General features: G+C 45.0%; 20 protein-coding genes and 1 riboswitch. Of the genes, 12 read left to right on the top strand and 8 right to left on the bottom strand.

What is annotated here, in order from left to right; all coding sequences use genetic code 11:
- Window positions 1-109 precede the first annotated feature (109 nt).
- A complete protein-coding gene (aspS, locus tag AACT42_RS04605; RefSeq protein ID WP_094168007.1) occupies window positions 110-1885 on the bottom strand; it encodes an aspartate--tRNA ligase in 1776 nt (591 codons plus the stop codon).
- Between the two features lie 276 nt (window positions 1886-2161).
- On the opposite strand from aspS, the gene AACT42_RS04600 reads away from it, so the two are divergent.
- The 6 genes from AACT42_RS04600 to AACT42_RS04575 all read left to right on the top strand — a co-directional run bounded on the left by AACT42_RS04600 (window position 2162) and on the right by AACT42_RS04575 (window position 8330).
- Window positions 2162-3028, top strand: a complete 867-nt coding sequence (locus AACT42_RS04600; RefSeq protein ID WP_094131941.1) for a DUF72 domain-containing protein — start codon at window positions 2162-2164, stop codon at window positions 3026-3028.
- Between the two features lie 100 nt (window positions 3029-3128).
- On the top strand, window positions 3129-3872 hold the full coding sequence (gene cmoA, locus AACT42_RS04595) for a carboxy-S-adenosyl-L-methionine synthase CmoA (RefSeq protein ID WP_094131942.1): 744 nt from the start codon (window positions 3129-3131) through the stop codon (window positions 3870-3872).
- Window positions 3873-3966: 94 nt separating this feature from the next.
- Window positions 3967-4938: a tRNA 5-methoxyuridine(34)/uridine 5-oxyacetic acid(34) synthase CmoB gene (gene cmoB / locus AACT42_RS04590; RefSeq protein ID WP_017043928.1), complete on the top strand. Its 972-nt coding sequence runs from the start codon at window positions 3967-3969 to the stop codon at window positions 4936-4938.
- Window positions 4939-5077: 139 nt separating this feature from the next.
- Window positions 5078-5830 carry an ATP-dependent zinc protease family protein gene (locus AACT42_RS04585; protein WP_094131943.1) on the top strand — a complete coding sequence of 251 codons (753 nt, stop codon included), beginning with the start codon at window positions 5078-5080 and terminating at the stop codon, window positions 5828-5830.
- Between the two features lie 14 nt (window positions 5831-5844).
- Window positions 5845-7350: an inactive transglutaminase family protein gene (locus tag AACT42_RS04580; RefSeq protein WP_094131944.1), complete on the top strand. Its 1506-nt coding sequence runs from the start codon at window positions 5845-5847 to the stop codon at window positions 7348-7350.
- Window positions 7351-7352: 2 nt separating this feature from the next.
- Complete coding sequence (locus tag AACT42_RS04575) at window positions 7353-8330, top strand: alpha-L-glutamate ligase-like protein (RefSeq protein WP_019282191.1); 978 nt, start codon at window positions 7353-7355, stop codon at window positions 8328-8330.
- A gap of 79 nt (window positions 8331-8409) precedes the next feature.
- On the opposite strand, the gene mukB is transcribed toward AACT42_RS04575, so the two are convergent.
- Genes mukB through cmoM form a run of 4 tightly spaced genes read right to left on the bottom strand, consistent with a single transcriptional unit; the run spans window position 8410 to window position 15707 of the window.
- Window positions 8410-12867, bottom strand: a complete 4458-nt coding sequence (gene mukB, locus AACT42_RS04570) for a chromosome partition protein MukB (protein ID WP_094131945.1) — start codon at window positions 12865-12867, stop codon at window positions 8410-8412.
- The gene (gene mukE, locus AACT42_RS04565) at window positions 12864-13595 is read right to left on the bottom strand and encodes a chromosome partition protein MukE (protein WP_017044662.1); all 732 of its coding nucleotides are present in this window, start codon (window positions 13593-13595) and stop codon (window positions 12864-12866) included. The genes mukB and mukE overlap by 4 nt, the downstream gene beginning before the upstream one ends.
- Window positions 13576-14913 carry a chromosome partition protein MukF gene (mukF, locus tag AACT42_RS04560; RefSeq protein WP_088732267.1) on the bottom strand — a complete coding sequence of 446 codons (1338 nt, stop codon included), beginning with the start codon at window positions 14911-14913 and terminating at the stop codon, window positions 13576-13578. Before mukF ends, mukE begins: the two co-directional genes overlap by 20 nt.
- Before the next feature lie 2 nt (window positions 14914-14915).
- The gene (gene cmoM / locus AACT42_RS04555; RefSeq protein ID WP_017044660.1) at window positions 14916-15707 is read right to left on the bottom strand and encodes a tRNA uridine 5-oxyacetic acid(34) methyltransferase CmoM; all 792 of its coding nucleotides are present in this window, start codon (window positions 15705-15707) and stop codon (window positions 14916-14918) included.
- Between the two features lie 88 nt (window positions 15708-15795).
- On the opposite strand from cmoM, the gene elyC reads away from it, so the two are divergent.
- A complete protein-coding gene (gene elyC, locus AACT42_RS04550; protein ID WP_013857069.1) occupies window positions 15796-16620 on the top strand; it encodes an envelope biogenesis factor ElyC in 825 nt (274 codons plus the stop codon).
- A gap of 125 nt (window positions 16621-16745) precedes the next feature.
- Here the strand turns inward: elyC and torR are convergent, their stop codons facing one another.
- On the bottom strand, window positions 16746-17459 hold the full coding sequence (torR, locus tag AACT42_RS04545; protein ID WP_094131946.1) for a two-component system response regulator TorR: 714 nt from the start codon (window positions 17457-17459) through the stop codon (window positions 16746-16748).
- Window positions 17460-17747: 288 nt separating this feature from the next.
- Here torR and torD point away from each other — a divergent pair, with 288 nt between their 5' ends.
- From torD to AACT42_RS04520, 5 genes are all read left to right on the top strand, one after another.
- Window positions 17748-18374: a molecular chaperone TorD gene (gene torD, locus AACT42_RS04540; protein WP_094133454.1), complete on the top strand. Its 627-nt coding sequence runs from the start codon at window positions 17748-17750 to the stop codon at window positions 18372-18374.
- A 272-nt stretch (window positions 18375-18646) separates the two neighbouring features.
- Window positions 18647-19654, top strand: coding sequence for an HTH-type transcriptional repressor PurR (gene purR, locus AACT42_RS04535; protein ID WP_094133453.1), 1008 nt, complete (start codon window positions 18647-18649; stop codon window positions 19652-19654).
- Between the two features lie 161 nt (window positions 19655-19815).
- Window positions 19816-19901, top strand: a riboswitch (cyclic di-GMP riboswitch).
- A gap of 114 nt (window positions 19902-20015) precedes the next feature.
- Complete coding sequence (locus tag AACT42_RS04530) at window positions 20016-20603, top strand: TfoX/Sxy family DNA transformation protein (RefSeq protein WP_013857073.1); 588 nt, start codon at window positions 20016-20018, stop codon at window positions 20601-20603.
- A gap of 148 nt (window positions 20604-20751) precedes the next feature.
- A complete protein-coding gene (locus AACT42_RS04525; protein WP_094133863.1) occupies window positions 20752-21432 on the top strand; it encodes a TVP38/TMEM64 family protein in 681 nt (226 codons plus the stop codon).
- Window positions 21433-21440: 8 nt separating this feature from the next.
- On the top strand, window positions 21441-21758 hold the full coding sequence (locus tag AACT42_RS04520) for a putative signal transducing protein (protein WP_017043919.1): 318 nt from the start codon (window positions 21441-21443) through the stop codon (window positions 21756-21758).
- On the opposite strand, the gene AACT42_RS04515 is transcribed toward AACT42_RS04520, so the two are convergent.
- Window positions 21755-22555, bottom strand: a complete 801-nt coding sequence (locus AACT42_RS04515; protein WP_017049877.1) for an alpha/beta fold hydrolase — start codon at window positions 22553-22555, stop codon at window positions 21755-21757. The genes AACT42_RS04520 and AACT42_RS04515 overlap by 4 nt on opposite strands.
- 133 nt (window positions 22556-22688) lie before the next feature.
- On the bottom strand, window positions 22689-24143 hold the full coding sequence (glgA, locus tag AACT42_RS04510; protein WP_094133864.1) for a glycogen synthase GlgA: 1455 nt from the start codon (window positions 24141-24143) through the stop codon (window positions 22689-22691).
- Window position 24144 lies beyond the last annotated feature (1 nt).

The following is a 24144-nucleotide window of genomic DNA, read 5'->3' as shown; positions in this document are numbered from 1 at the left end:
CTGTCACTAAGTCAATTGGCGAGAGAACAAGGTTCACTCAAATAAAAAAGGATAACCCTACGCGGGGGCAAAAAAGAGGGTGACTTGCGCCACCCTGTTACCGTTGCGTTTATTGCGCTTTTTCTTTTGCGACCGTCACCGCAATCGCCAACTCTTCGAGCGACGCTGGGTTAGCCAGACTCGGTGCATCCGTTAGCAAACAAGCGGCTGCGGTTGTTTTAGGGAAGGCAATCACATCGCGAATATTTTCCGTACCACACAACAGCATCACCAAACGGTCAAGACCGAATGCAAGGCCTGCGTGTGGTGGCGTACCAAATTTCAGCGCATCCAATAGGAAGCCAAATTTCAGTTGTTGCTCTTGCGCATCGATACCTAAAATATCAAACACCACAGATTGCATTTCAGCATTGTGAATACGCACCGAGCCACCGCCCACTTCATAGCCGTTTAGTACCATGTCGTAAGCATTTGAATTTGCAACCGCTGGGTTGGCTTGCAGCTCTTGCGCGGTTAAGTTAAGTGGCGCGGTAAATGGGTGATGCATAGCATGCAAGTTACCTTCGTCATCTTCCTCAAACATCGGGAAATCAACAACCCATAGTGGAGCCCATGAATTTTCATTGGTGATCGCCAGATCTTTACCCAATTTCAAACGCAGCGCACCCAAGGCTTCAGTCACCACTTTCATTTTATCGGCACCAAACAAAATGATGTCGCCAGACTCAGCGTGAGTGCGTTGTAAAATACCTTCCACAATGTCAGCCGAAAGGAATTTCGCGACCGGAGATTGAACGCCCTCTAAGCCAGCAGCGCGGTCATTGACTTTCATCCACGCCAAACCTTTCGCGCCATAAATACCAACAAACTCAGCGTAGCTATCAATTTGCTTACGAGTTAATGCCGCGCCACCCGGTACACGAATAACCGCAACTCGTCCTTTAGCATCATTAGCTGGGCCAGAGAAAACATTGAAATCCACATCTTTTACAAGGTCTGCAACATCAACCAATTCCAGTGGGTTACGCAGATCCGGCTTGTCGCTACCATAGCGACGCATCGCTTCGCTGTATGGCATCACTGGGAAATCGCCTAGATCAACGTTTAGTAGTTCTAGCCACATGTTGCGAACCATTTTTTCGGTCACTTCACGCACTTGATCGGCCGTCATAAATGACGTTTCAATATCGATTTGAGTAAATTCTGGTTGACGGTCAGCACGTAAATCTTCATCACGGAAACATTTTACGATTTGGTAGTAACGGTCAAAACCTGACATCATCAGCAACTGTTTAAACAGTTGTGGCGATTGAGGAAGTGCATAGAAACTGCCTTTGTGCACACGACTTGGTACTAAGTAATCACGCGCACCTTCTGGCGTTGCTTTCGTCAAAACTGGCGTTTCAATATCGAGGAAACCGTGTTCATCAAGGAAGCGGCGTACAAAGCTAGACGCCTTAGCGCGCAGCTTAATACGATCACTCATTTCTGGACGGCGTAGATCTAAGTAACGATATTTTAGACGTTGCTCTTCTGAGTTCTTTTGGTTGAAATCCAGTGGTAAAACATCACTGCGGTTGATAATCGAAATCCCACTCGCGAGAATTTCTACTTCGCCAGTCGCCATCTCTTTATTTATTTGACTTTCTGGACGCGCGCGTACTTCACCAGTTAACTTAATGCAGAATTCATTACGCAGTTGGTTAGCTACTGCAAATACATCCGCCATATCTGGATCAACCACCACCTGAACGATGCCTTCACGATCTCGCATATCAATAAAGATAAGACCGCCTAAATCACGACGGCGATTAACCCAGCCGCACAACTCCACAGTTTGTCCTGCGAGGGACTTGTTCAGGTGACCACAATAATGGCTACGCATAATGAATTTCCCAATCTCTAATTAGTTATCAATTCTAAGCCGCTCAGCGTCATTATCTGAGCAGCGCAAAGTTCCATTTATACGCTGAAAGATGTGCAAAATCGACCTTTCAGAATACAATTTGTTGTGTTTTATCAAGGGTTGCTGCTTTTTAAATCAATAATCAACCAAAATAGCAACACCGCTGAGAAATTGCGGCTGATTATAGCGTTAAAATACCAAAATCATCAAAACTCTCGTAGAGTATTTATTTTTAGTAATGGATGAAAGGTCAGTATGATGAATTTACCACTGCGACTCGGCCTTACCATGTGGTCACACGCGGGCTGGCAAAGTACGTTTTACGGCGCGGGAACGCCTGCTGCGCAGCGTCTTGAAAAGTATGCGAGGGTTTTTCATACCGTAGAAGGCAACACTACTTTCTATGCGTCACCTTCCATGAACACAGTGCAGAACTGGCGCGCCGCCACTCATGATGATTTTCGGTTTACGTTCAAACTGCCCAAAGCTATTACCCACGAACATAAGCTCACTGGCTGCCAAGATCAGTTAAAAGATTTTATGATGCTCATGGAGCCTCTGCACTCTCGTGTTGGATTATGGACCATCCAGCTGCCAGCTACTTTTAGCCCACAGCACTTAGAACAGTTGAAAAAATTCTGCGCCTATTTCCCCGCGGGTTTTCCACTAAGCGTTGAAGTACGGCACCTTGAGTTTTTTGCTAAGGGAGAAGCTGAAAAAGCGCTCAATCAATGGTTAGTTGAATCGTCGATTGATCGAATCATTATGGATAGTCGTCCTATCTTTTCAGCCAAACCGACGACCGACGTCATCATTGATGCTCAGAAAAAGAAACCTAAAGTCCCTGTTCACGCCATTGCCACGGCACAAACGCCGATGATCCGTTTTATCGGCCACCCAGAATTAGAGGCCAATTACCCCTTTTTTGAAGCGTGGATGACCAAACTGCCACATTGGATCGAACAAGGAAAACAACCTTATCTTATGGTCCACACGCCAGACAATATTGAAGCCCCATTATTAGCCGCCGAGCTATACCAACAGCTGCAACAACGACTCACATTACCTACATTGACAACATTTCCAGCCCAAGATGACCAACACCAAATCACCCTATTTTGATGATCGCGTGCGAGGTTAATGACACGCGCACACTTTTCTCTTAGAATGTGCGCCTTTTTTAAGGTAGTGCAGCCGTCAGCACTACTTGTTGCGCGCCGCTATGAGGTACATTATGAGCCATCATAAAGACATCATTTTTTCTGCTCCAATCGATAGAATTGGTGATTTCACCTTTGATGAACGAGTTGCTGAAGTCTTCCCTGATATGATTCAGCGCTCTGTGCCGGGGTACAGCAATATTATCTCTGCAATCGGCATGTTAGCTGAGCGCTTTGTTAAGCCACACTCTACTATTTATGATCTGGGTTGCTCTTTAGGGGCGGCTACGCTTTCGATGCGTCGTCATATTCACCAAGAAGGTTGTAAAATTGTAGCGGTTGATAATTCGCCTGCTATGGTTGAGCGTTGTAAATTGCACATTAACGCCTATCGTTCGGATACGCCTGTCGAGGTGATTGAAGCCGACATCCGTGAGATTGAAATTCATGATGCCTCTGTGGTGGTGCTCAATTTTACGCTGCAATTTCTATCGCCAGAAGATAGGCTCGCACTGCTTGAAAAAATCTACGTGGGTCTTCGCCCCGGTGGCATACTGATTTTATCTGAAAAGTACATTTTTGAAGATGAAACGGCGCATGATCTGCTAATTGACCTTCACCATGATTTCAAGCGAGCCAATGGTTACAGCGAATTAGAGATCAGTCAAAAACGCAGTGCGATTGAAAATGTGATGCGCCCAGACTCCATCACAACACATAAAGCTCGCTTTAAACAAATTGGCTTTTCAAGTTATGAAGTGTGGTTCCAGTGTTTCAACTTTGGTTCGATGTTCGCTATCAAATAATAGAATGGCATTTTAGCTTTTTTCCCTAGAAGGCCCAAAACCTGACCAGCCATTTATCTAGGATCTTTTTACCTAATCTAGGAATACGCTTTGCATGTTTAACTTTGCCAATTTTTATCAACTGATCGCTCAAGATACCCGTCTTCAACCTTGGCTAAACGTTTTGCCACAGCAGTTGACGGACTGGCAAAATGCAGAGCATGGCGACTTTGACCGCTGGGTTCGTGCGTTAAATAAAATCCCCTCGGGTACACCTGAGCTGATCGAGCTCAAACAGTCAGTCACTCTCTCAAATAGCACACCGCTGACGTTAGGCGAACAGAAGAAATTAGAAAGTTTGCTTAAAACTTTTCATCCTTGGCGCAAAGGCCCTTATCACTTACATGGTATCCATATCGACACTGAGTGGCGATCCGATTGGAAATGGGACCGCGTATTGCCCCACATTTCACCGCTGAAAGACCGTTCCGTGCTGGATGTCGGCTGTGGTAATGGTTATCACATGTGGCGTATGCTTGGCGAAGGTGCTCGCCTGTGTGTGGGTATCGACCCTTCGCACCTGTTTTTAGTGCAGTTTGAAGCGGTGCGTAAACTATTGGGTGATGACCAACGTGCTCATCTTCTGCCACTAGGCATTGAACAGTTACCCGAATTGAACGCCTTTGATACCGTATTTAGCATGGGTGTCCTATACCATCGCCGCTCACCGCTAGATCATCTGATCCAATTGAAAAATCAGTTGGTCACAGGGGGCGAATTGATTCTTGAGACGCTGGTGATTGAAGGCGATGAAAATGCGGTGTTGGTCCCTGTCGACCGCTACGCACAAATGCGTAACGTCTATTTTTTCCCTTCCGCCAAAGCGCTCAAAGTGTGGCTTGAGAAATGTGGTTTTGGTGACGTGCGTATCGTTGATGAAAGCGTCACCTCTGTTGATGAACAACGAACAACTCAATGGATGACGCACAACTCATTGCCCGACTATCTTGACCCAAACGACCCAAGCAAAACCGTAGAAGGGTATCCCGCACCACGACGCGCTATTTTGGTAGCAAAAAAACTATAATTGACACAGTTTTAACGCTTGGCTATGCGTATAATACTACCCTTGTCAAAGGATGCCGTACGCATCCTTTTTTATCAGCTAAATTTTGTTAGCTAAACTTCGGTTTATCCGTATTCATTACAAACACATAAGGTCGCAAATGTTTAAGTCTGTAGCCCCCGTCATTGCCATTGCCTTACTGTCAGGTTGCACTCTAACCAATGGTGAACAATACCACCAAGCTACCCTCGCAGCGATTCAAGCTTCCGAATCGAACCTCAGCAACACAATGACCAACCTTGAGCTTCAGCTAAGTAACCAGAATGATTACATTGAAAGCCTTGAAAACCAAATATCAAAGCTCGATCGAAAACTGACCAAACTTAAGCAGATCACGACCAATAACCAACAAAAACGTGTAGAAGCAACCAGTAATGATGATGTAATTATTCCAGTCGCTACACCCTCTATTCAAAAATCACGCTATGACGTCATTTTAGGTGAAGTCGAAAAAGTCACGATTGATTCGATCAAACAAACCTTTGATGCTCGAGTTGATACAGGGGCCGCCACCTCTTCACTCAATGCGATTGATATTGAAGAGTTTGAACGTAATGGGAAAAACTGGGTGCGCTTTCATCTTTCCGATGGTGATAGAGCAACAGACGAGAGTAACTGGATTGAATCACCCATTATTCGCTACGTTAAAATTCGCCAATCGACCAACGATGAGATGGAACGCAGAGCCGTTGTTGAGCTGTGGGTAAAATTAGGCAGTATTCACGAAAAAGCACAGTTCACCTTGGCTGATCGCTCTCAAATGAGCCATCCTATTCTTCTAGGCCGCGAGTTTATTCGTGATATCGCGTTAGTCGATGTCAGTCGCAAGTATATCCAAACCGAAACTAAATAGTAGCAAGGACATTTATGACGTCACGAGTTCCATTTTATCTATCCGTTTTATTGCTGATAGTGGCAGGAATCACACTGAGTGTAGTTCGCCACCAAACTTACGGGGTGCCATGGACACCCGGGGAAACTCGCCAAATTTGGGATATTGAAGCACGTGTTGAATTCAATGCGTTAGGCAAAGAAGCCAAAGTCTCTTTAGCTGCGCCTCATACTCAAGATGGATATACTTTGATCAATGAATCGTCATCATCACCAGGTTATGGCGTAGCTTACGTGACTACTGATACGGGCAAACGTGTTGAGTGGTCAATCCGCAAAGCAACTGGCCCACAAACTATTTACTACAAAAGCCAATTTTTAGTCGATCCTCAAGCGAAAGCGGCCCCTATCCCCCCCATCGGTGATGTGGTCAAGCCAACCTTTGACGGCCCAGAAGAAGCAGCGGCTATCGCATTAATTGAACGAGCGAATCAACGCTCGGCGGATAACATCACTTTTACCCGCGAACTGATTAAAAACCTCAATGACGCCGATAGCCAAAACGCCTCTTTGCTGCTTAATAAAATGAGCAAAGTGGACGCCACACAAAAACTGCTGTCATACTCTCAAATTCCCAATAAAGTCGTTGGTGTTATTCAGCTCGAAGATGGTCGCCGCCGTCAAACGATTCAACACATGAACGAAATATGGAATGGCGATCAGTGGGTACTTTTTAACCCTGAAACGGGTACGCAGCCCAACCACCCTAACCTACTGGTTTGGGATGAATCCAACGTTTCACTGCTGGATGTCACGGGTGGGCAAAACAGCCAAGTTCACTTCACTATGCTGTCTCAAGATGTTTCACCTCAAACGGCAACCAATAATAAAATTGAGGCCGACAAACTCTTAAACTTCTCTATTCACAGTTTGCCGCTTGAAGAGCAAGCGATGTTCAAGACCATCATGTTGATTCCTATCGGCGCATTAATTGTGGTGTTCTTGCGGGTGATTATTGGGCTAAAAACCTCAGGTACTTTCATGCCGGTACTGATCGCCGTAGCCTTTGTTCAAACTCAATTACTGACTGGTATCGTGGGCTTTCTGCTTATCGTCGGAACGGGTTTAATCATTCGTAGCTATTTATCGAAATTAAACCTGCTGCTGGTGGCACGAATATCGGCGGTGATCATCACTGTAATACTCATTATCTCTGTCTTCACGGTTGTTGCCTTTAAGATCGGCCTCACCGAAGGGTTATCCATTACTTTCTTCCCGATGATCATTCTCTCTTGGACCATCGAACGTATGTCGATTCTGTGGGAAGAAGAAGGAGCAAAAGAGGTGATTTTACAAGGTGGCGGCTCACTGTTTACCTCAGTATTGATCTACTTAGGTATGACTAACTCTTATGTGCAACACCTAACCTTTAATTTTATTGGCTTACAGCTGATCGTATTAGCTGCCATTCTGCTATTGGGAACCTATACGGGCTACCGTTTAACTGAACTTCGCCGCTTTAAACCGTTAGCCGAGGAGTAAAGATGTTTTCATTATCCGAATACACTTCTCCATTTAAGCTACGCCGTAAAGGCATTATGGGCATGAACAAGCGTAACCATAGCTACATTGGTCGCTATAACGATCGCTCAAAATACCCATTGGTTGATGATAAGTTACAAACCAAATTGATTGCGCAACGTGCGGGTTGTACTGTGCCAAAACTGATTGGTGTGATCAGTAATCAAGCGGATGTGAAGTCGATCCATGCCATGGTTAAAGAGTGGCCGGGCTTTGTGATAAAGCCTGCGCGCGGAAGCGGTGGTAAAGGCATTTTAGTGATTATGTCGCACAAGGATGGTGTGTACACTAAACCTTCTGGTGCGACCATCAACCAGCAAGATGTTGAGCGCCATATTAGTAATGCCTTGGCAGGACTATTTTCACTAGGCGGTAAAAATGATGTGGCTGTGGTTGAAAACCTGATTAAATTTGACGATTGTTTCGAAGGCTTTAGCTATGAAGGTGTGCCTGATGTACGCATTATTGTCTTCAAGGGCTACCCCGTCATGGCGATGATGCGCCTTTCGACTTCGGCTTCTGATGGTAAAGCCAACTTACACCAAGGCGCTGTTGGTGTAGGTCTTGATATTGCCACAGGAAAAGCCGTACGAGCCGTGCAGTTTAATTTACCCATCACTGAGCACCCAGATACCGGCAAAGATCTCTCAACGTTGCAAGTACCACATTGGAAAAAGCTACTCACCTTAGCCTCTAGTGCTTGGGAAATGACCGGCCTTGGTTATATGGGAACCGACATGGTACTGGATAAAGAAGAAGGACCAATGGTACTTGAGCTTAACGCTCGCCCTGGACTTGCTATCCAGATAGCCAATGGCGCAGGGCTGCTGCCACGTTTGCAGCATATCGAAAGTTTAGGATCGCAACTTATCTACCCTAGCCCAGAAGAACGTGTCGCTTATGCCGCTAAGCAATTCGGCTCTGGTGAGTTAAGTGAGTAACTCTCACCAAATTTAATCACTAAAAAGCCCAATCTCTATCAGGAGTATTGGGCTTTTTTATTAGCGATGGAGGCGATGCTTACAGCATTTCGGCCATCTGCTGTGCTTCTGATTTTGGTTTTTCAGTTTGACCAAAACCCCGTAGACCGACCACATGAACGTGTTCGTGATCTTTAAACACTTTGCGCACTAATTTATAAGTCGTGCCTTTCTCAGGGCTAATGTTCTCTGGCGCAGCAATTAAAAGTTGCATATCCAGACGCTCGCACAGTTCAAACAAGGTTGAGATGGATTTGGCATCCAAACGCGCCGCTTCATCTAAAAACAGTAAACGACATGGGACGATGTCTTTGCTGCGTAGACGACGAGATTCCTCTTCCCAGCTTTGAATCACCATCAATAAAATAGATTGCCCGGTACCAATCGCTTCACCAGTCGATAATGCGCCAGATTCCGCTTGCAACCAGCCATCAGATCCGCGATTTACTTCAACACTCAGCTCTAAGTAGTTGCGGTAATCCAATAGCTCTTCACCCAATACTTGCGGTGAACGTTGCCCCATATCGATATGCGGGTTAACACGCTGGAACAATTTCGCCATCGCTTCGGAGAAGGTATAACGAGTGCTCTCAAACAGATCTTTATGCTGACTCTGCTTTTCAGATAATCCCGCGAGTAGGATTTCATGGCTCTCGCGTACTTTCACGTTAAGGCGAACGCCTTTCACCTGACCAAAGTTAATGTTAGACAAACCTTGGTTAAGCATCCGAATGCGATTTTGCTCACGTTGAATGGTCTTTTTGATGATGCTGGCCACCGATTCAGAGCTGATCGCTAATCGGTTTTCACGTTGAGTCAGCTCTTCTGTTAAGCGCGCAAGCTCCACTTCCATCTCTTCAATCGCTTCAACAGGATCATCGGTGCGAATGATGTCTTGGCGAATACGCTCACGCAGATGTTGATACACGGCGATGTAGAACAAAACTTTGCGTTCTGGATGTGCGTTATCTTCCGACAAACGCAGTGCATCACGCAGGTCGTCATTACTTGCGACCGCTAAACGCAGCGCGCCCAGTGATTTATCCGACATGGAACGCAGTTCATCGGCCGATAAATACGCCAGCTCACGTTTATGCAAGCGGCGCTCAACATCGTGATCACGCGCCAAACGTAATACAGAGCACCACCCTGCTTTTGCATTCACCACAAATGTGCGCAGATCTTGATAATCTTTTTGCACCTTTTTCAACCGTTTAACTAATGCTTTCATTTCAAGATCAGTTGCGGTTAGTGTACGTTCATACTCGCTCTTACGGGTACGTGAGGCATGCAGACGCTGTTGCAATTCATCACGACGACGTTCAGCACGCTCTTGTGCACCTTCATCGGCATGCACACCAAACTCTTGTAGCTCCTGCTTGAACTCTTGAACCGTTTCCAACTTAGCTTGATGCGAGCTTTTTAAGGCCGCTAACACTTGGTTATATTGGTTCATTTGGCTTTGAGCCTGTTTGAGCTCATCACGAGTACGGGTACGGGCGCTTTCTGCCTCGACCAATTTGTTTTTGAGCTGCTCACTTAGCTCGCTGCTTTTACTGAGCAAAGCAACCGAATCGGAATAGCTAAAATAGTGGCGGCGTTCAATCACGTCTGAGAGTGCAAAGATCTGCACTTTCAATGTCTGAAGAGCTTGATCCGCTTGCTGATATTGTGCAGTGAGTGCATCAAATTGCTGCGGGTCAACCTCAAGCGCTGAAGCAAGCTGTTCTAACTCCGCGATGGCTTTACCGTGCGAGCTTAAAAACGCTTTCGCTTCCGCCAGTTGATTAATGTTCAGCTCAGCTTCATCGAAACGTGCTTGCAATGCCTCATCTTCAATGAGCAACATGTTAGGAGCCAGCTTATCGAGCATCGTTAACGCGTGTTTGCTCAGCTGTAACTGGCTGCGCTGCTGCTGCTCTTTTGCATCCAATTCAGCCAATACACGGACCAGTTGATTGCGTTGCTCACGTGCCGCTTGCAACGCTTGTTCTGGATCGGCTTCAAAAGCAACTTGGATGTGTGAAGCAACAAATTGGTTAAAGCTGTGGTATAGACGTTGCAGTTTTTGTGAATCAAACGCCGCTTTTGCGTGCTCTTCCACCACTTCTTCGCGCTCGTTACGCAGTAACTCTAAACGTTGTTCGCGCGCAGCTCGGCCAAAGAGTGGGATCTCAGGTAAACGAGAATAACGCATTTGGCGGTTATTGAGCTGAACACATACCGCTCCTTCCAATTCGTCAGCATTGAACGAGCTATCATCAAAGGCATCGACATCACCTTCAATGATGTACAGATCTTCTGGGCAGTCATCAAGCTCGACCAGCTTCTCTTTGATGCCAGATAAATCCGAAACCACAATCGCATGGCGAGCCGGGCCGTACATGGCACTGAAATAAGGTGCGTCGTCAATCGTGATGTCATCGTAAATTTCAGACAGTAAAACGCCACCTAAGCTATCCGCTAATCCTTTCAAGCGAGGATCATTTGAACCACCAGGAGACGCCAAGCGCTCGATTTCGTTTTCAAGCTGCGCGCGACGTTCTGCCAGCTTATCTTTAGCGATTGATTGTGCTTTTTCTTGCTCAAGCACTTGCTGCATCTGCGCCATCACAGCTTGGCTATTTTCTAATGTTGCACCACTTTGTTCACGTAAAGTATGCAATGCATCATTGGCAGCAATCCAAGTCGGAGCGATCGATTCCAGTCGTTGAATTTCAGCCTGTTTATCTTGTTCGGTACGGCGCTGCTCACTGCGCTGTTCACGCAGCACTTCTTGTTCATATTCCAGCGATTCAATCAGAGCGGCGTGGCGCTCGCGCTCTTGCTCTAGTGTTAGCTCATCGTGCAAGTCAATATGGTGTTGCTTTTGGTATTCAACCACGGACTGACGCGCCACTTGCTGCTGATTTAAGCGACGTTCCAGATCTCGCTGCTGTGCATACCACTGTGCTTCATTTTGGCTGATTTGCTGGGCGTTACGCGCTTGCTGCATGATGGCTTTTGCATGCTGAGCCGCATCGTGACGAGGCACTTCACCCACCACACTGCGCACCAATTTCAGTGCCTGCTCAAACTGTTCGACCGCGGCCGAAGACATGTCCAATTTATGCTTTAACGCTAATAACGTGGTCGTATTAGCGTCTTGCTGATGCTTGAGATCAGAAACCTGTGCTTGGGCACGCTCTGGTGTTAACTGATCATCATTTAGCAACTGTTTGGCTTTATCGAGCGCCTGTACGGCTTGTTGATATTGCAAGGCTCGCGTTTGTTGAACATCTAATGCTTGTTGGTAATCGGCCAGTTGACTCTTTAAGCTATCGACCTCATCTTCAGAGATAATCGCTTGCTCTTCAGCCATCATGACGCGCTCTTGCGCCTCTTCGACCACCATCATTTGCTCTTCAAGGCGAATAGTGAGCTCTTGCAAATCCTCTTGATAGCGTTCAATTTTCTCTTGCTGACGCAGTGCGTTTTGCACCAGTTGCAAATGATCAGAAGCGGCTTGGTGATCTTGCTCTAAGGTAGATTCTTGCTCTAACAGAAGTTCAAGCTCTTCTTGAACTTGATTGAGTAATCGATTTTGCTCAATCAATGTATGGCGAGAGCCGAACAACTCGTTACGCAACGCGAGCGTTTGCTCTAGCTTATTGTGGCGATCGTTGGCGTGGCGCATGTAATCCGCGGCCACGTAATTTGTCGATTCGGTAATCAGGTGCTTGAAGAGATCGCGATCCGCTTGCGTGGTTTTGATCGCTTCTAATGTCATGCGGTTTTCACGTAACGCCGATTCCATATCTTGGAATGCTTTCTTCACACCACCATTTTGTGGCAACAGATAATCACGCAACGAGCGAGTAATGGCACTGGAAATACCGCCGTATAAAGAAGCCTCAATCAAGCGATAGAATTTTGAACGGTCACTGCTGTTACGCAGTTTTTTCGGCACCACGCCAAATTCAAACATTTGCGCGTGATAATCGACAATGGAGCTAAATGCTTTAAAATGCGCCCCTTCAATTTTCGCGACAATCTCTTTCACTTCATTGAGTTGACGCACGCGCGCGTGGTTGTCTGAGACGTTTTCAATCAGCACATCGGTTGGTTTGACATGGCTTGGCAAGCCTTGAATCACAAACGGTTTGATATCAACTTTTTTATCGCGCCCCGCCACCTGTTGTAGCTTAACGCCAAACAGTAAACGCTGTTTGCGTGAATTCACTACATCCAACGCGGCGTAACATGCGCCCGCTTGCAGTTTACCGTATAAGCCTTTATCGCGAGACGCTTGTGAGCTGCCCGCTTCGGTGGTGTTTCTAAAATGGAGCAAACTTTGATCTGGGATCAAGGTGGTGATAAATGCCGCCATGGTGGTCGATTTGCCCGCACCGTTACCGCCTGACAAGGTGGTAACTAATCCATCAATATCAAAAGTACGAGCAAAAAAGCCGTTCCAATTGATCATGGTTAGCGATTGATATTTACCTCTCTCAATCATGCTTCACCTTCCCATTCTGTTTGCTCGTTAACATTTTGTTCTTCAATCTCGTCTTCGTTATCCAGCAAGCTGCCTTGATTCGGCTCTTGGGCGTGGACAACCGCTTCACCATCGCGGATCAAACGCAGTTGCGCTTCACGCATGTCGTCACCAATACGCACATCGGCACCAAAACGAAATACGGCTTCGCTAATGCGGAATTTATTGGTATCACCTAAATGGATGATCATCCCCAAACGACGTAAACGACGCAGTGAGGTACGCACTTTTTCAAACAGCTTTTCTTTATCTAAGTCTGAACCGCTGGCTCGGTTGGTAACGAGCTTCATCAGTTTTTTTTCATCGGCCAGAGACAGTAGCTCTTCGTACAATTCTTGATTAGTAAAGATGCCTTCGTGCGCAAGGCGTTCCGGACTCAAATAAAGAAAACAGAGCACTTTGCCGACCAGCATATCCAACTCAGACAGCACGCTACGATTGATTAAAGCAGTAGAGCGAGGACGCAGGTAAAAAAAGCCTTCCGGCGCTTTGACTAATTCGGTGTTATAGCGTTGGTAAAACAGCGCTAAATCGGGCTCAAAATCCAATAAAAAGGTGTGATTATCCAAATCATCACTAGAAACATGACGCCCAGCTCGAAGCTGGCTATCTAGCGCAGGAAATAAAGGATTTGAAATCGCTTTAGCCAGATTTTCTGGCATGTATTCATTAATATCTGTCGATGACATTTGCTTGTACCTTTGCACCAAAATCGTTGATCGCTTGCCAGTCAGGTTGGATGGCTTGGTAATCTTGCTCTGAGTAGCCAAGCCTCACCGCTTGATCAACAATAATTCGGGCTAAATCAAAATGATGTGTATGGAGATGAGTGGCGAGGTAGTCTCTCAGTACTCGTCCTAAATCAATTGGCATCCCTTGATCTTTATGACCTTTGAGCATACTGCCGATACGCAAGGAGAGCTCATCATTAACTTGCTGGAACTCTTCGTACTCCACTTCTGGAGGCACTTGCCCCATCACCTCATCATCTCTTAACACGAGAGCTTCATCACGAAGGTCGGTTAAACGCTCAGCATCGGCATAAGTGAGATACCAAGGCGCGTCAAAATAGTCGCTGAGTGATTGACGTAAGCGCTGGCTAAACGCTCGGTTTTGGTCCATATCAATGGCAGTACGAATGAATTTATGGACATGGCGGTCGTAGCCAATCCAGAGATCGATCGCCTGTTGTCCCCAACTGGTGATGCGATCAAGTTTCATCTGTAATCCAAACAGGATTTCTTCAATAAATTCGAGTTCAGCTTCGCCATAAACCAATTCTTGGATATCCAAAATTTGCGTTTGCAGCTCATCCCCCGCCGCTTGTAAAGTGTCTTGCAGTTCACGCAGCGTTGAAGAGGTTTCAGACAATAACGATTCACAGTTGTTGATCGCTTCACGCCAATCTTTATTCAGCAGCTCAGCAATTTGCAGTTTGACCGATTGCTGCTGCTCATCCATCACACGTTGGTTTAAATCGATACGATCAAAAATTTCCCCTACCGAGTATTTTAATACGCCGTAGACGTTCTTTTTCCAATGCCCTGGGGTACCGCCTTTATTCGCGGCTTCAATCGCCTTGGCCATTTCATCGGCAACCATAGAAAGCTGAATTGAGAGCTTCAGCTTGGAAAACTCTCTATGACGGACGTAATAGTCCGTAATACCAATAGCCAACGGTGACAAACGGTAAATACTAACGCCATCAGTCATCTCGCTGGTGAAGCGGCTCATTAAGCGCTGTTTTACCAACTCATTGATCGCATTATTGGCACGAAACGCGGAGGCTTCACCGGTTTCTTCAAATAAGCGAGTTACGATGGCAAACGCATCGTGTAACTCACCTTCACCTAATTCTTCATCAAACCTTTCGTTACTCAATACTGCGATAGCAATAAGGAACGCCAGTCGTTCTGTCGTCAGGTTCAATGAGAAATCATGCTGCTTTACCCAACTAACCAATTCATCAATAGGTTGCTGTGCAGCGTTCTGAGTCATCTCACTCATTGTTATTCCTGCTCTATTTTCTTTTTCGCCCATACATGAATGTATCGACCTAGTGAGAGGTACGGCTCTTGCCTACATAATTGTTGTTCGAGTGCCAGTACATCTTCATATTGGTAGTCACCCATATTTTTCACATTCCCAATATAGTCACTGAATGATCGGATGCCCGATTTTCCACAAATCTCAAATCCTGATTCTTCGATCCATTGATACACTTCTTCAGGTTTTAGCCCTTGCTGAGGCTGGAGCTTAAACCGCTTGCGATGCGGCATGCCTTCCAATACATGGGGAATGTTGCCACAGACAACATTTTTGTACACCAAGCCATGATGGTTATAGAACATGATTGATGCCATACCACCTGGCCTAACTTGCTCTAACAAATTCTGCAATGCGGGTTTTGGCTCGGCTAACCATTCCATCACCGCGTGAAACAACAACACATCCACTGGCGCACTAAGGTGCGATTGGATGGATTGCACGGGGGAATGTACCAACCGATACTGCTCAAGCAGACCATTTTTGCGGATCTCTTGTTCCGCAAGTTGAAGCATTTCAGAGGATAAATCACACAGCGTGATTTGGTGTCCAAGCTTGGCTATTTTTTGTGACATTTGTGCCAAACCGCCGCCAGCATCAAGCACTTGCAAAGGTTTTGGGTGGTTGCTCAACAAAGCGAGCAGTTGCTCAAGATCTTGCCAAACAATGACTTGACGAATTTCACCTTTGTCAGAGCCGTATATGTTTTTTGCAAATTTGTGGGCAATATCGTCGAAATTCCGGTCTTCAGTCACAGTGGCTTGAGTTATGATAGCGAATCGTGCTGCTATTCTGTCATAGGAATGGCAGGAATAAAGGGGCTTTGTTCCTTTTTATTATCAAGTGGTGTTTTTTCGGACTATTTTGTATATGTTTGAGCTGAAAAAAGTTATTTCCTCATTATTAATGCCTCTTCCGGCAATGCTAATCCTCGGTTTTGTCGGATTAATGCTCATAATGTTCACCGTCAGACGTAAGACTGGCTGTATGTTTGTCCTATTCTCTTTAGTGGGGATATTTCTTATCTCTTTCCAACCCTTTGCAACGCGCATGTTAATGCCTTTGGAAAGACAATACTCGGCTTTTCTCCCCGTTGATGGCACCATCGATTATGTGATGGTTTTAGGTAGCGGCCACGTAGTGGATGACCAAATCCCGCCGACCTCGGAACTCAGCCGCACTGCGTTGGTACGCTTAAACGAAGGCATACGTGTCATGCGTATGTACCCCGGCTCAAAGTTGATTTTATCAGGCTACTCTGGCGGGTCGGAATTTAGCCATGCGCGCATGCTAGCCGTGGTGGCACTCGCGCTTGGAGTGAATAAATCCGATATTATTTTGCTAGAAACAGCTAAAGATACTTGGGAAGAAGCACGACAAGCCGCCGCCTTTGTTCAACAGCGTAGGCTGGTTTTGGTAACGTCAGCCAGTCATATGGAAAGAGCGTTAAAAGAGTTTAATTCTGCAGGTATTGACCCAATACCTGCGCCAACCAATTTCTTAGCGCAAACGAATATTGAGCAACCTTGGGAAAAATACGCTCCTCGAGCACGTTATTTAGAACAAACCGAGCGTTACTGGTATGAAACGTTAGGGCTGCTGTGGCAAGACTTACGTGATTGGGCCTCCGGGCATGGCGATACAGAATTGGACATCAATAGCAATTAGCAATTGTATTCAACCCAAAACGGAGCCACTTATGTGCTCCGTTTTTCTTGATAATCGCGGCTACAAAAAATCATGGGAATAAAAAGGCACGGCCCAACGCCAATTTTACACACGCGACCACTCAGCTAATCACCAGCGAACATATAACCTTCACCGTGCACAGTCACAAAGATTTGCGGATTCTTGGGATCAAACTCCATCTTCGACCTCATGCGTCGAATCAGTACATCAATCGTTCGATCGTTAGGTGCATCCACACGATGGCTGATCATATTTAAAATACGTTCACGGCTAAGGACTTGATTCGGATATGACGACAAGGCAACTAATAGCTCATATTCCGCTTTGGTCAGTTTTACGGGCTCACCATTACGGCTCAGCGCTCGGCGCTGGATATCAAAGGTCCACTCGCTAAAGCGCACTAAATTCGCATTGTGAGATACACCGCTCTCTTCGTTCAGTTTGTTTTTTGCGGTCGAGATCCGCCACAGCAAGTTTTTCACTCTCACCAGCAACTCGCGCAATTCAAAAGGTTTCGTTACGTAATCATCGGCCCCCATTTCAAGACCAACAATCTTATCAATGCTATCCGTGCGCCCTGTCACTAATATGATGCCAATATCAGATTGGCTGCGTAGCTCACGCGTTAACATTAAACCATCTTCACCGGGTAAATTAATGTCTAGCATAATCAGATCTATCGCGCTGTTTTTCAAAGCATCTCTCATCTGAGTACCGCTTTCCGCTTGCGTTACCATATAACCTTCGCTTTGAAAGTATCCAGCTAGCTTGCTGCGAGTGACTGCATCATCTTCAACTACTAATACGTGATAGCTCATTTACACCACTTTACTCTATAGAAATGTTCAAACCTCGGCTCGAGATTCTGTACAAAGCCATTCTATTCATAAATAGTCATAATTCTAGTCGTATCACTTTTAAAATTAAGAAAGATGAGAGTTTATTGATTCAAAACAACCTTCCAGACATCCATTAACTTAATGAAAAAATCACTCATATTTTTTCATTTTCTTAGCGACTGCTATTCATTTTTATTAGTTACACTTAGATCAATTACTTTTTAAAAACGATTTTCGCAACCCCACCCCCCTTGGAGAGCCAATACCATGCAAGACATCAAAGCTTTTAATGAACAGCGTGCCGAGATTTATTGGTGGCTTTCGAGCTTATTTGTGAAAGAACTTTCGGAGCATGAATTAGAGCAATACTATACGCCCGCTATTCGCACATTTCTTTCAGGATTAGCAGAAAACGCGACACTTAAACCTGCCATTGATAAATTAGTTGATGCACTGAACCGATTGCAAGACAAAGAAGACGCACAGCTTGAGCTCGCAGCCGATTTCTGTGATCTTTTTTTAAAATCCAATAAGGAGTCCGCGCTACCCTATGCCTCAATTTACATTGGAAAATCAGGGTTGCTCAATGACGAACCAGCCAGAGCAATGTCGGATTTGATGGCAGCCCATCACATTGCAGTCAACGATACACTCAACGAACCCGCCGACCACATTGCGATTGAACTGGATTTCTTAGGTAACTTGATCATTCGCTCCAATGAGCTTGAACAAGCCTTTACGCAGCAGTGTGATTTTATTGAACAACATTTGCTCTCTTGGATCCCACAATTCCATCTTCGCTGCCAACAAATTGATCAATTTGGTTTTTACGGTGCCGCAAGCGAATTGTTGGTCGCGTTTCTTCACTTAGACCGCGACTATTTATCAAACTAGTAAGATAACTTGGTTAATACCAATTACTAAATCGGTCAATTGTGACTGTTGACCGATTTATTCGGTGGATTTTTCGTTGCTTGATGGACATTTGCGGACTAGAATCTTGACCGCAAACGATAAAAAATGAATTTAAGATGCAACCGCTGATTAGAGGCGGTTTTTGTGTTTTTACTACTTTTAGGCTTCAATATAACACCGATAGGCCTAATACCGCTGAATTGCTCTTCGTGACTATCACTTTCAGCAGTTATCGACAGGACAGAGAATTTATGGCTACGATTAAAGACGTTGCACGCTTAGCGGGCGTATCAACCACCACGGTATCGCATGTAATCAATAAAACTCGCTTTGTGGCTGAAGCAACCCAAGAACGAGTGATGGAAGCGGTATCAGAGCTTAACTATGCACCAAGTGCAGTCGCTCGCAGCTTAAAATGCAACACCACCCGTACCATTGGTATGTTAGTGACCCAATCGACAAACTTATTTTTTTCTGAGGTTATCGATGGTGTTGAAAGTTACTGCTACCGCCAAGGCTACACACTTATTTTGTGCAATACCGGCGGTATTTACGAGAAGCAACGCGACTACATCCGCATGCTAGCGGAAAAACGTGTCGATGGTATGTTGGTCATGTGCTCGGACCTCACCCAAGAACTGCTTGAGATGCTTGATCGTCATTCAGACATTCCGAAAGTTATCATGGACTGGGGCCCTGAAAGTTCTCAAGCCGATAAAATTATTGATAACTCAGAGGAAGGCGGATATCTCGCCACCAAATACCTTATTGATCATGGCCATACTGACATTGCTTGCTTAAGTGGGCACTTCGAAAAAGCGGCGTGCCAAGAGCGTATTCAAGGGTTTAAGCGTGCTCTTGCCGAAGCAAGCCTAACCGTTCATGAAGATTGGATTTTGGAAGGTAACTTCGAGTGTGATACTGCGTTGCTCGCCGCCGACAAGATCGCCGCCATGGACAAGCGCCCAACGGCTGTTTTTTGCTTTAACGATACAATGGCTCTAGGCTTAATGAGTCGCTTGCAACAAAAAGGCATCCGTATTCCTGATGACATGTCTGTTATTGGTTATGACAATATTGAACTTGCTGAATATTTCTCGCCACCGTTAACCACGGTTCACCAGCCAAAACGACGAGTAGGGAAAAACGCCTTTGAAATCCTATTGGAACGCATTAAAGACAAAGAGCATGAACGTCGTGTGTTTGAGATGCATCCCGAGATTGTTGAACGCAACACAGTAAAAAACATAACGAAATAGTGTCATTATTTAAAGCAAGCGACAAATGTCAATTTTAGGGATTTTCCTATATTCGAGACAGAACGCCGTATTAAATAATAGTAAATTTGGAATGAGCATCACGCAAATAATAAATAAACGTGATGCTCATCCAAAAATTTATATATTCTTACTATTAGAAGTCACGCACAGGGCAAACCATTTGAAAAGATGGGACGCAAAGCCTCCGGCCTAAACCGACTATTCGGTAGGTAGCGGGGTTGCCGATGGCAAATATGCAAACGTTAAGTTTACCCCTTACTGACACTCTTTCTGCATAAGTTTGCTAATCTCTCGGACCTGATTTTGGTGGCGTTTTTCCCATACACCGAGAATTTACAGCATGGATAAACCAGTACTTAAAGATTCAATGCGACTCTTCGAACAACTTGGACGCGTTAAGTCTCGTTCAATGTTTGGCGGCTTCGGCATTTTTGTCGATGACACCATGTTTGCTTTGGTCGTAAACGATAAACTTCATATTCGCGCAGACGATCTATCAACCTCTCGCTTTAAAGAGCAAGGCTATGAGCCCTATATCTATAAAAAACGTGGGTTCCCTGTCGTCACAAAATACTTCGCATTACCTGACAATTGTTGGGAAAACCCTTCGCTCATTTTACGAGATGCTGCTGTCGCACTCGAAATCGCCAAACAAGAACGAGAAGTTCAAGCCCAAACGAAGCCAGAACGTCTAAAAGATCTCCCGAACCTTCGACTCGCCACCGAACGTATGCTTAAGAAAGCAGGGATAGAATCTGTAACGGATTTACATACAAAGGGGGCTTTGGAAGCCTATAAAGCGATTCAGCAAACCCATTCTTCTTCAATCAGTCTTGAATTGCTATGGGCCCTTGAAGGTGCTATTGAAGGCAAGCATTGGTCGGTTATCCCACAATCTCGACGCGATGAATTAGCTAAAAGCCTTTAACTTCCGAGTAAATAAATATCTCGATTAAATAATCAAATACGCTCGCATCACCATGCGGGCGTTTTTTTAATCCCGTTTTGAAATATAAATTCGACTTCCTCTGTCTTCTTCACTATATCTAGTAAAATATGTCGTTTTGAGGAATACCATGAATAAAAAACTTCTCTTAGGCTTGGTTTTATTTGCCTTTATTGTCTTTTTGATTGTAAATTTTGGCCACTATCTAACGTTAGTTAATGCCAAAGCACAGCAAATGCTATTAAACGAATACATTAGCCAAAACGTGATCAGCGCTGCTTTGATCTATTTCTCACTCTATATTGTGCTCACGGCTTTCTCTATCCCAGGAGCGGCGGTCGTCACGTTACTGGGTGCTGCGCTGTTTGGTTTTTGGACTAGCTTACTGCTTGTCTCCTTTGCCAGCACCATAGGCGCAACTATCGCCTTTTTGAGTAGCCGTTTCTTACTGCGTGAATGGATTCAAACAAAATTTGGCCAAAAGCTGCAAACGATTAATCAAGGCGTTGCAAAAGATGGGGCATTTTATCTATTCTCACTGCGCTTAATTCCGGTTTTCCCTTTTTTCTTGATTAATTTATTAATGGGCCTAACACCCATATCAACCGCTCGCTTTTACCTGATTAGCCAACTCGGTATGCTGCCCGGCACTGCCGTTTATCTGAATGCTGGTACTCAACTAGCTGAAATTGAAAGCTTATCCGGTATTGTATCTCCTTCGGTTTTGCTTTCATTTGCTCTATTAGGTCTTTTCCCTATTCTCACCAAGTGGATTATGGCCAGATTGAACAAAAACCCAACTTCCGCCTGAAGTGAATAATGATGAAAATTTGTGTTTCAAACCACCCGATAGAGGCATATATAGTTTGTCAGTATTTACAGCAATTCAATATTCGCTGTGAAGTGAGAGGCGATAACTTATACGGCTTAGGTGGAGAGATCCCTTTTTCAGAAGAAACCTTGCCTTATATATGGCTGTTGGATGAAGCTCAAATCGCCGAGGCTCAAGCACAATTATTGGCCTATCAGATAGAAGAGATAAACGAAGAACCTAACTGGGTTTGTGGACAGTGCAACGAGGAAAATGGGCCGCAGTTTGCAGCCTGCTGGTACTGCGGTTGTTTAGATTCAGACTAACGAGTCTGATGCTGGCGGATGAACTCAATTGAGTGGTGGTTAAACATCTCAGATTGTTCAACATTACACACGTGGCCGCAATCTGGGATCTCCAATAACACACTTTGTCTATGCATTGCCACCATGTCTTTAACGGGTTGAATGAACATATAGTCTCTCTCTCCCATAAGATAAAGAGTGGGAATGGGCAGCTCTTTCTCTTTGAAGCATTTCATCAGAGGATTGACTTCGGAAGTCAGCATAAACCAGCGTTTAAACTCTTTTTGGCACAGCTTCTTCGCTTCTCGAATAAAAAGATGGCGTGACTCTTTTTGGTTACGTTGTGGCATTACAATGTAAGCAAACAGACGATAAAGCCACATGTAAGGAATGATGTGTTTACTCAAATTACCCAACTTTACGAGCACTTGAGAGCGCACATTCAAACGGGTTATCGCTCCCCCCAAAACCATAGAGCAAACTCGCCCAGTCGCCATTTCAGCAAGATTACGCACAATAATGGTGCCGAGTGACATTCCAACAAAATGAGCAGACTGAATTTTCAAATGATCGAGCACTTTGAGAATATCAAGAGTGACGGATTTAAACGTGTAACGATTTGCCATCAACTCTTTAAACAGTTGGTTTGACTTGCCATGACCTCGTAAATCAACTAATAACAGGTTGAAATGCTCACGGTACGCTTTGATTTGCTTAAACCAGATGGATGAACTTCCACCTGCACCATGCACAAAAACAACCCATTCATCACTGGTGGGATGCAGGTAGGTCTTATGGAAAAGTAGGCTATGAGACATACAAAACCGTTAATCAGCTTCAATTTGAGAAACGCAAGACTACCACAAAACGGGGGCTGAATAGCAAAAAATCATGCGGGCTCGTTCGGCTAAACAAGTAAGGCGCCAAAGCGCCTTACTTGTTATAAAAACATCAGTCATGAAACGTGAGATGATACATCTTGATGTACTCTTTCGCTGAATCCTGCCAGCTAAAATTTTGTCGCATCGCCCTCTGCTGAACCTCCAACATAGTTTCGGGATGTTGAAGATAAAACAGCATCGCTCGCTGCATTGCAATAAGCAGTGCTTCTGGAGAAGGATCATGAAAACCAAAGCCGGTCGCTTCTTCAGGAAACTTATCATAATCACGCACGGTGTCTTTTAAACCACCAACTTCACGAACGATGGGCAGCGTGCCATAAGCCATGCTGTAGATCTGATTCAAACCGCAAGCTTCAAATTCTGAAGGCATTAAGAAGAAATCAGAACCGGCTTCAACCAAATGTGCAAAACGATTGCTATAAGCTTCAACAAACACAAATTTATCAGCATGCTTCGCCGCCATTTTATGTAGCTGAACAGCAACTTCAGGCTCTCCTGTGCCAACAATAATGAGCTGAGCATCATTGCGTAAGAACGACTCTAGTATAGGTAAAATATAGTGGAAACCTTTTTGGTGGGTGAGTCGACAAACCATCCCAAACAAAGGCAAGTCACGCTGAGGTAATTGCAGCTCCTCTTGCAACATACGCTTACTCGCCCGTTTTCCCGCTTGAAGTGATTCAGCTTCATCACAGTAGCCAAGAGGAAGAAATTCATCGTTTTGTGGATCCCACTCGCTATAATCACACCCATTAACGATGCCGTGTAAATCTCTAGCTCGGTGAACAAAATCATCTACTAACCCATGAGAGCCAAGCGGTGTTAGCAGCTCGGAAGCATAATTAGGGCTAACAGCATTGATTTTGTCAGCAAAGGCAATCCCTGCTCTTAGCATACTGACGTGATCGTGTCCGTAGCGTAAAAATTCCATGCCAGATAAGTTCAATTCTGGGATGATCTCTAATTGATGATAAGAAAAAATACCTTTAAAAATCGCGTTGTGAACGGTCAATACGCTTTTCATATCAGAAAAATAAGCGTCATGCTGGTAACGCGTTTTCAACAAAAATGGAACCAACCCTGTATGCCAATCATTTGCATGGATAATCTGTGGTTTTTTACCGAGCTTAGGCAAAACATCTAGGCTAGCCGCTGAAAAGAAACCAAAACGCTCACCATTATCAGCGTACGCTTGGTTATTTTCACCATACATTTGTGCTCGGCCAAAATATTGTTCACATTCAATTAAGTACACGGCCACTCCATCTAGCTCCATCTGGCGGACCAGATATGAAGTATGAGGCCAATGGGTAAGCTCAGTTTCTAGCACAACAGGAGCATCTGAAATGCCCAATATAGAACGATAAGCAGGTAGCACAATAGCTACCTGATGACCTAACTCTTGCAGTGCTTTAGGCAGTGCTTTGGCCACATCGGCCAAACCACCACTTTTGATCAAACCTTGAGCTTCTGAAACGGTAAACCAAACATCGATTTTTTCCATT

Origin of the sequence: Vibrio sp. V15_P4S5T153 (assembly GCF_963874485.1) — a bacterium.
In the GTDB taxonomy this organism is placed as follows: Bacteria; Pseudomonadota; Gammaproteobacteria; order Enterobacterales; family Vibrionaceae; genus Vibrio; species Vibrio anguillarum.
The sequence above is the reverse complement of the archived record's forward strand: the minus strand, read 5'-3'. Positions and strand labels throughout refer to the sequence as shown.

Excerpts from the sequence above, each read along its gene's own strand:
- aspS (WP_094168007.1), bottom strand. The coding sequence starts at position 1,885 with ATGCGTAGCCATTATTGTGGTCACCTGAACAAGTCCCTCGCAGGACAA.
- AACT42_RS04600 (WP_094131941.1), top strand. The coding sequence starts at position 2,162 with ATGATGAATTTACCACTGCGACTCGGCCTTACCATGTGGTCACACGCG.
- cmoA (WP_094131942.1), top strand. The coding sequence starts at position 3,129 with ATGAGGTACATTATGAGCCATCATAAAGACATCATTTTTTCTGCTCCA.
- cmoB (WP_017043928.1), top strand. The coding sequence starts at position 3,967 with ATGTTTAACTTTGCCAATTTTTATCAACTGATCGCTCAAGATACCCGT.
- AACT42_RS04585 (WP_094131943.1), top strand. The coding sequence starts at position 5,078 with ATGTTTAAGTCTGTAGCCCCCGTCATTGCCATTGCCTTACTGTCAGGT.
- AACT42_RS04580 (WP_094131944.1), top strand. The coding sequence starts at position 5,845 with ATGACGTCACGAGTTCCATTTTATCTATCCGTTTTATTGCTGATAGTG.
- AACT42_RS04575 (WP_019282191.1), top strand. The coding sequence starts at position 7,353 with ATGTTTTCATTATCCGAATACACTTCTCCATTTAAGCTACGCCGTAAA.
- mukB (WP_094131945.1), bottom strand. The coding sequence starts at position 12,867 with ATGATTGAGAGAGGTAAATATCAATCGCTAACCATGATCAATTGGAAC.
- mukE (WP_017044662.1), bottom strand. The coding sequence starts at position 13,595 with ATGTCATCGACAGATATTAATGAATACATGCCAGAAAATCTGGCTAAA.
- mukF (WP_088732267.1), bottom strand. The coding sequence starts at position 14,913 with ATGAGTGAGATGACTCAGAACGCTGCACAGCAACCTATTGATGAATTG.
- torR (WP_094131946.1), bottom strand. The coding sequence starts at position 17,459 with ATGAGCTATCACGTATTAGTAGTTGAAGATGATGCAGTCACTCGCAGC.
- torD (WP_094133454.1), top strand. The coding sequence starts at position 17,748 with ATGCAAGACATCAAAGCTTTTAATGAACAGCGTGCCGAGATTTATTGG.
- purR (WP_094133453.1), top strand. The coding sequence starts at position 18,647 with ATGGCTACGATTAAAGACGTTGCACGCTTAGCGGGCGTATCAACCACC.
- AACT42_RS04530 (WP_013857073.1), top strand. The coding sequence starts at position 20,016 with ATGGATAAACCAGTACTTAAAGATTCAATGCGACTCTTCGAACAACTT.
- AACT42_RS04525 (WP_094133863.1), top strand. The coding sequence starts at position 20,752 with ATGAATAAAAAACTTCTCTTAGGCTTGGTTTTATTTGCCTTTATTGTC.
- AACT42_RS04520 (WP_017043919.1), top strand. The coding sequence starts at position 21,441 with ATGATGAAAATTTGTGTTTCAAACCACCCGATAGAGGCATATATAGTT.
- AACT42_RS04515 (WP_017049877.1), bottom strand. The coding sequence starts at position 22,555 with ATGTCTCATAGCCTACTTTTCCATAAGACCTACCTGCATCCCACCAGT.
- glgA (WP_094133864.1), bottom strand. The coding sequence starts at position 24,143 with ATGGAAAAAATCGATGTTTGGTTTACCGTTTCAGAAGCTCAAGGTTTG.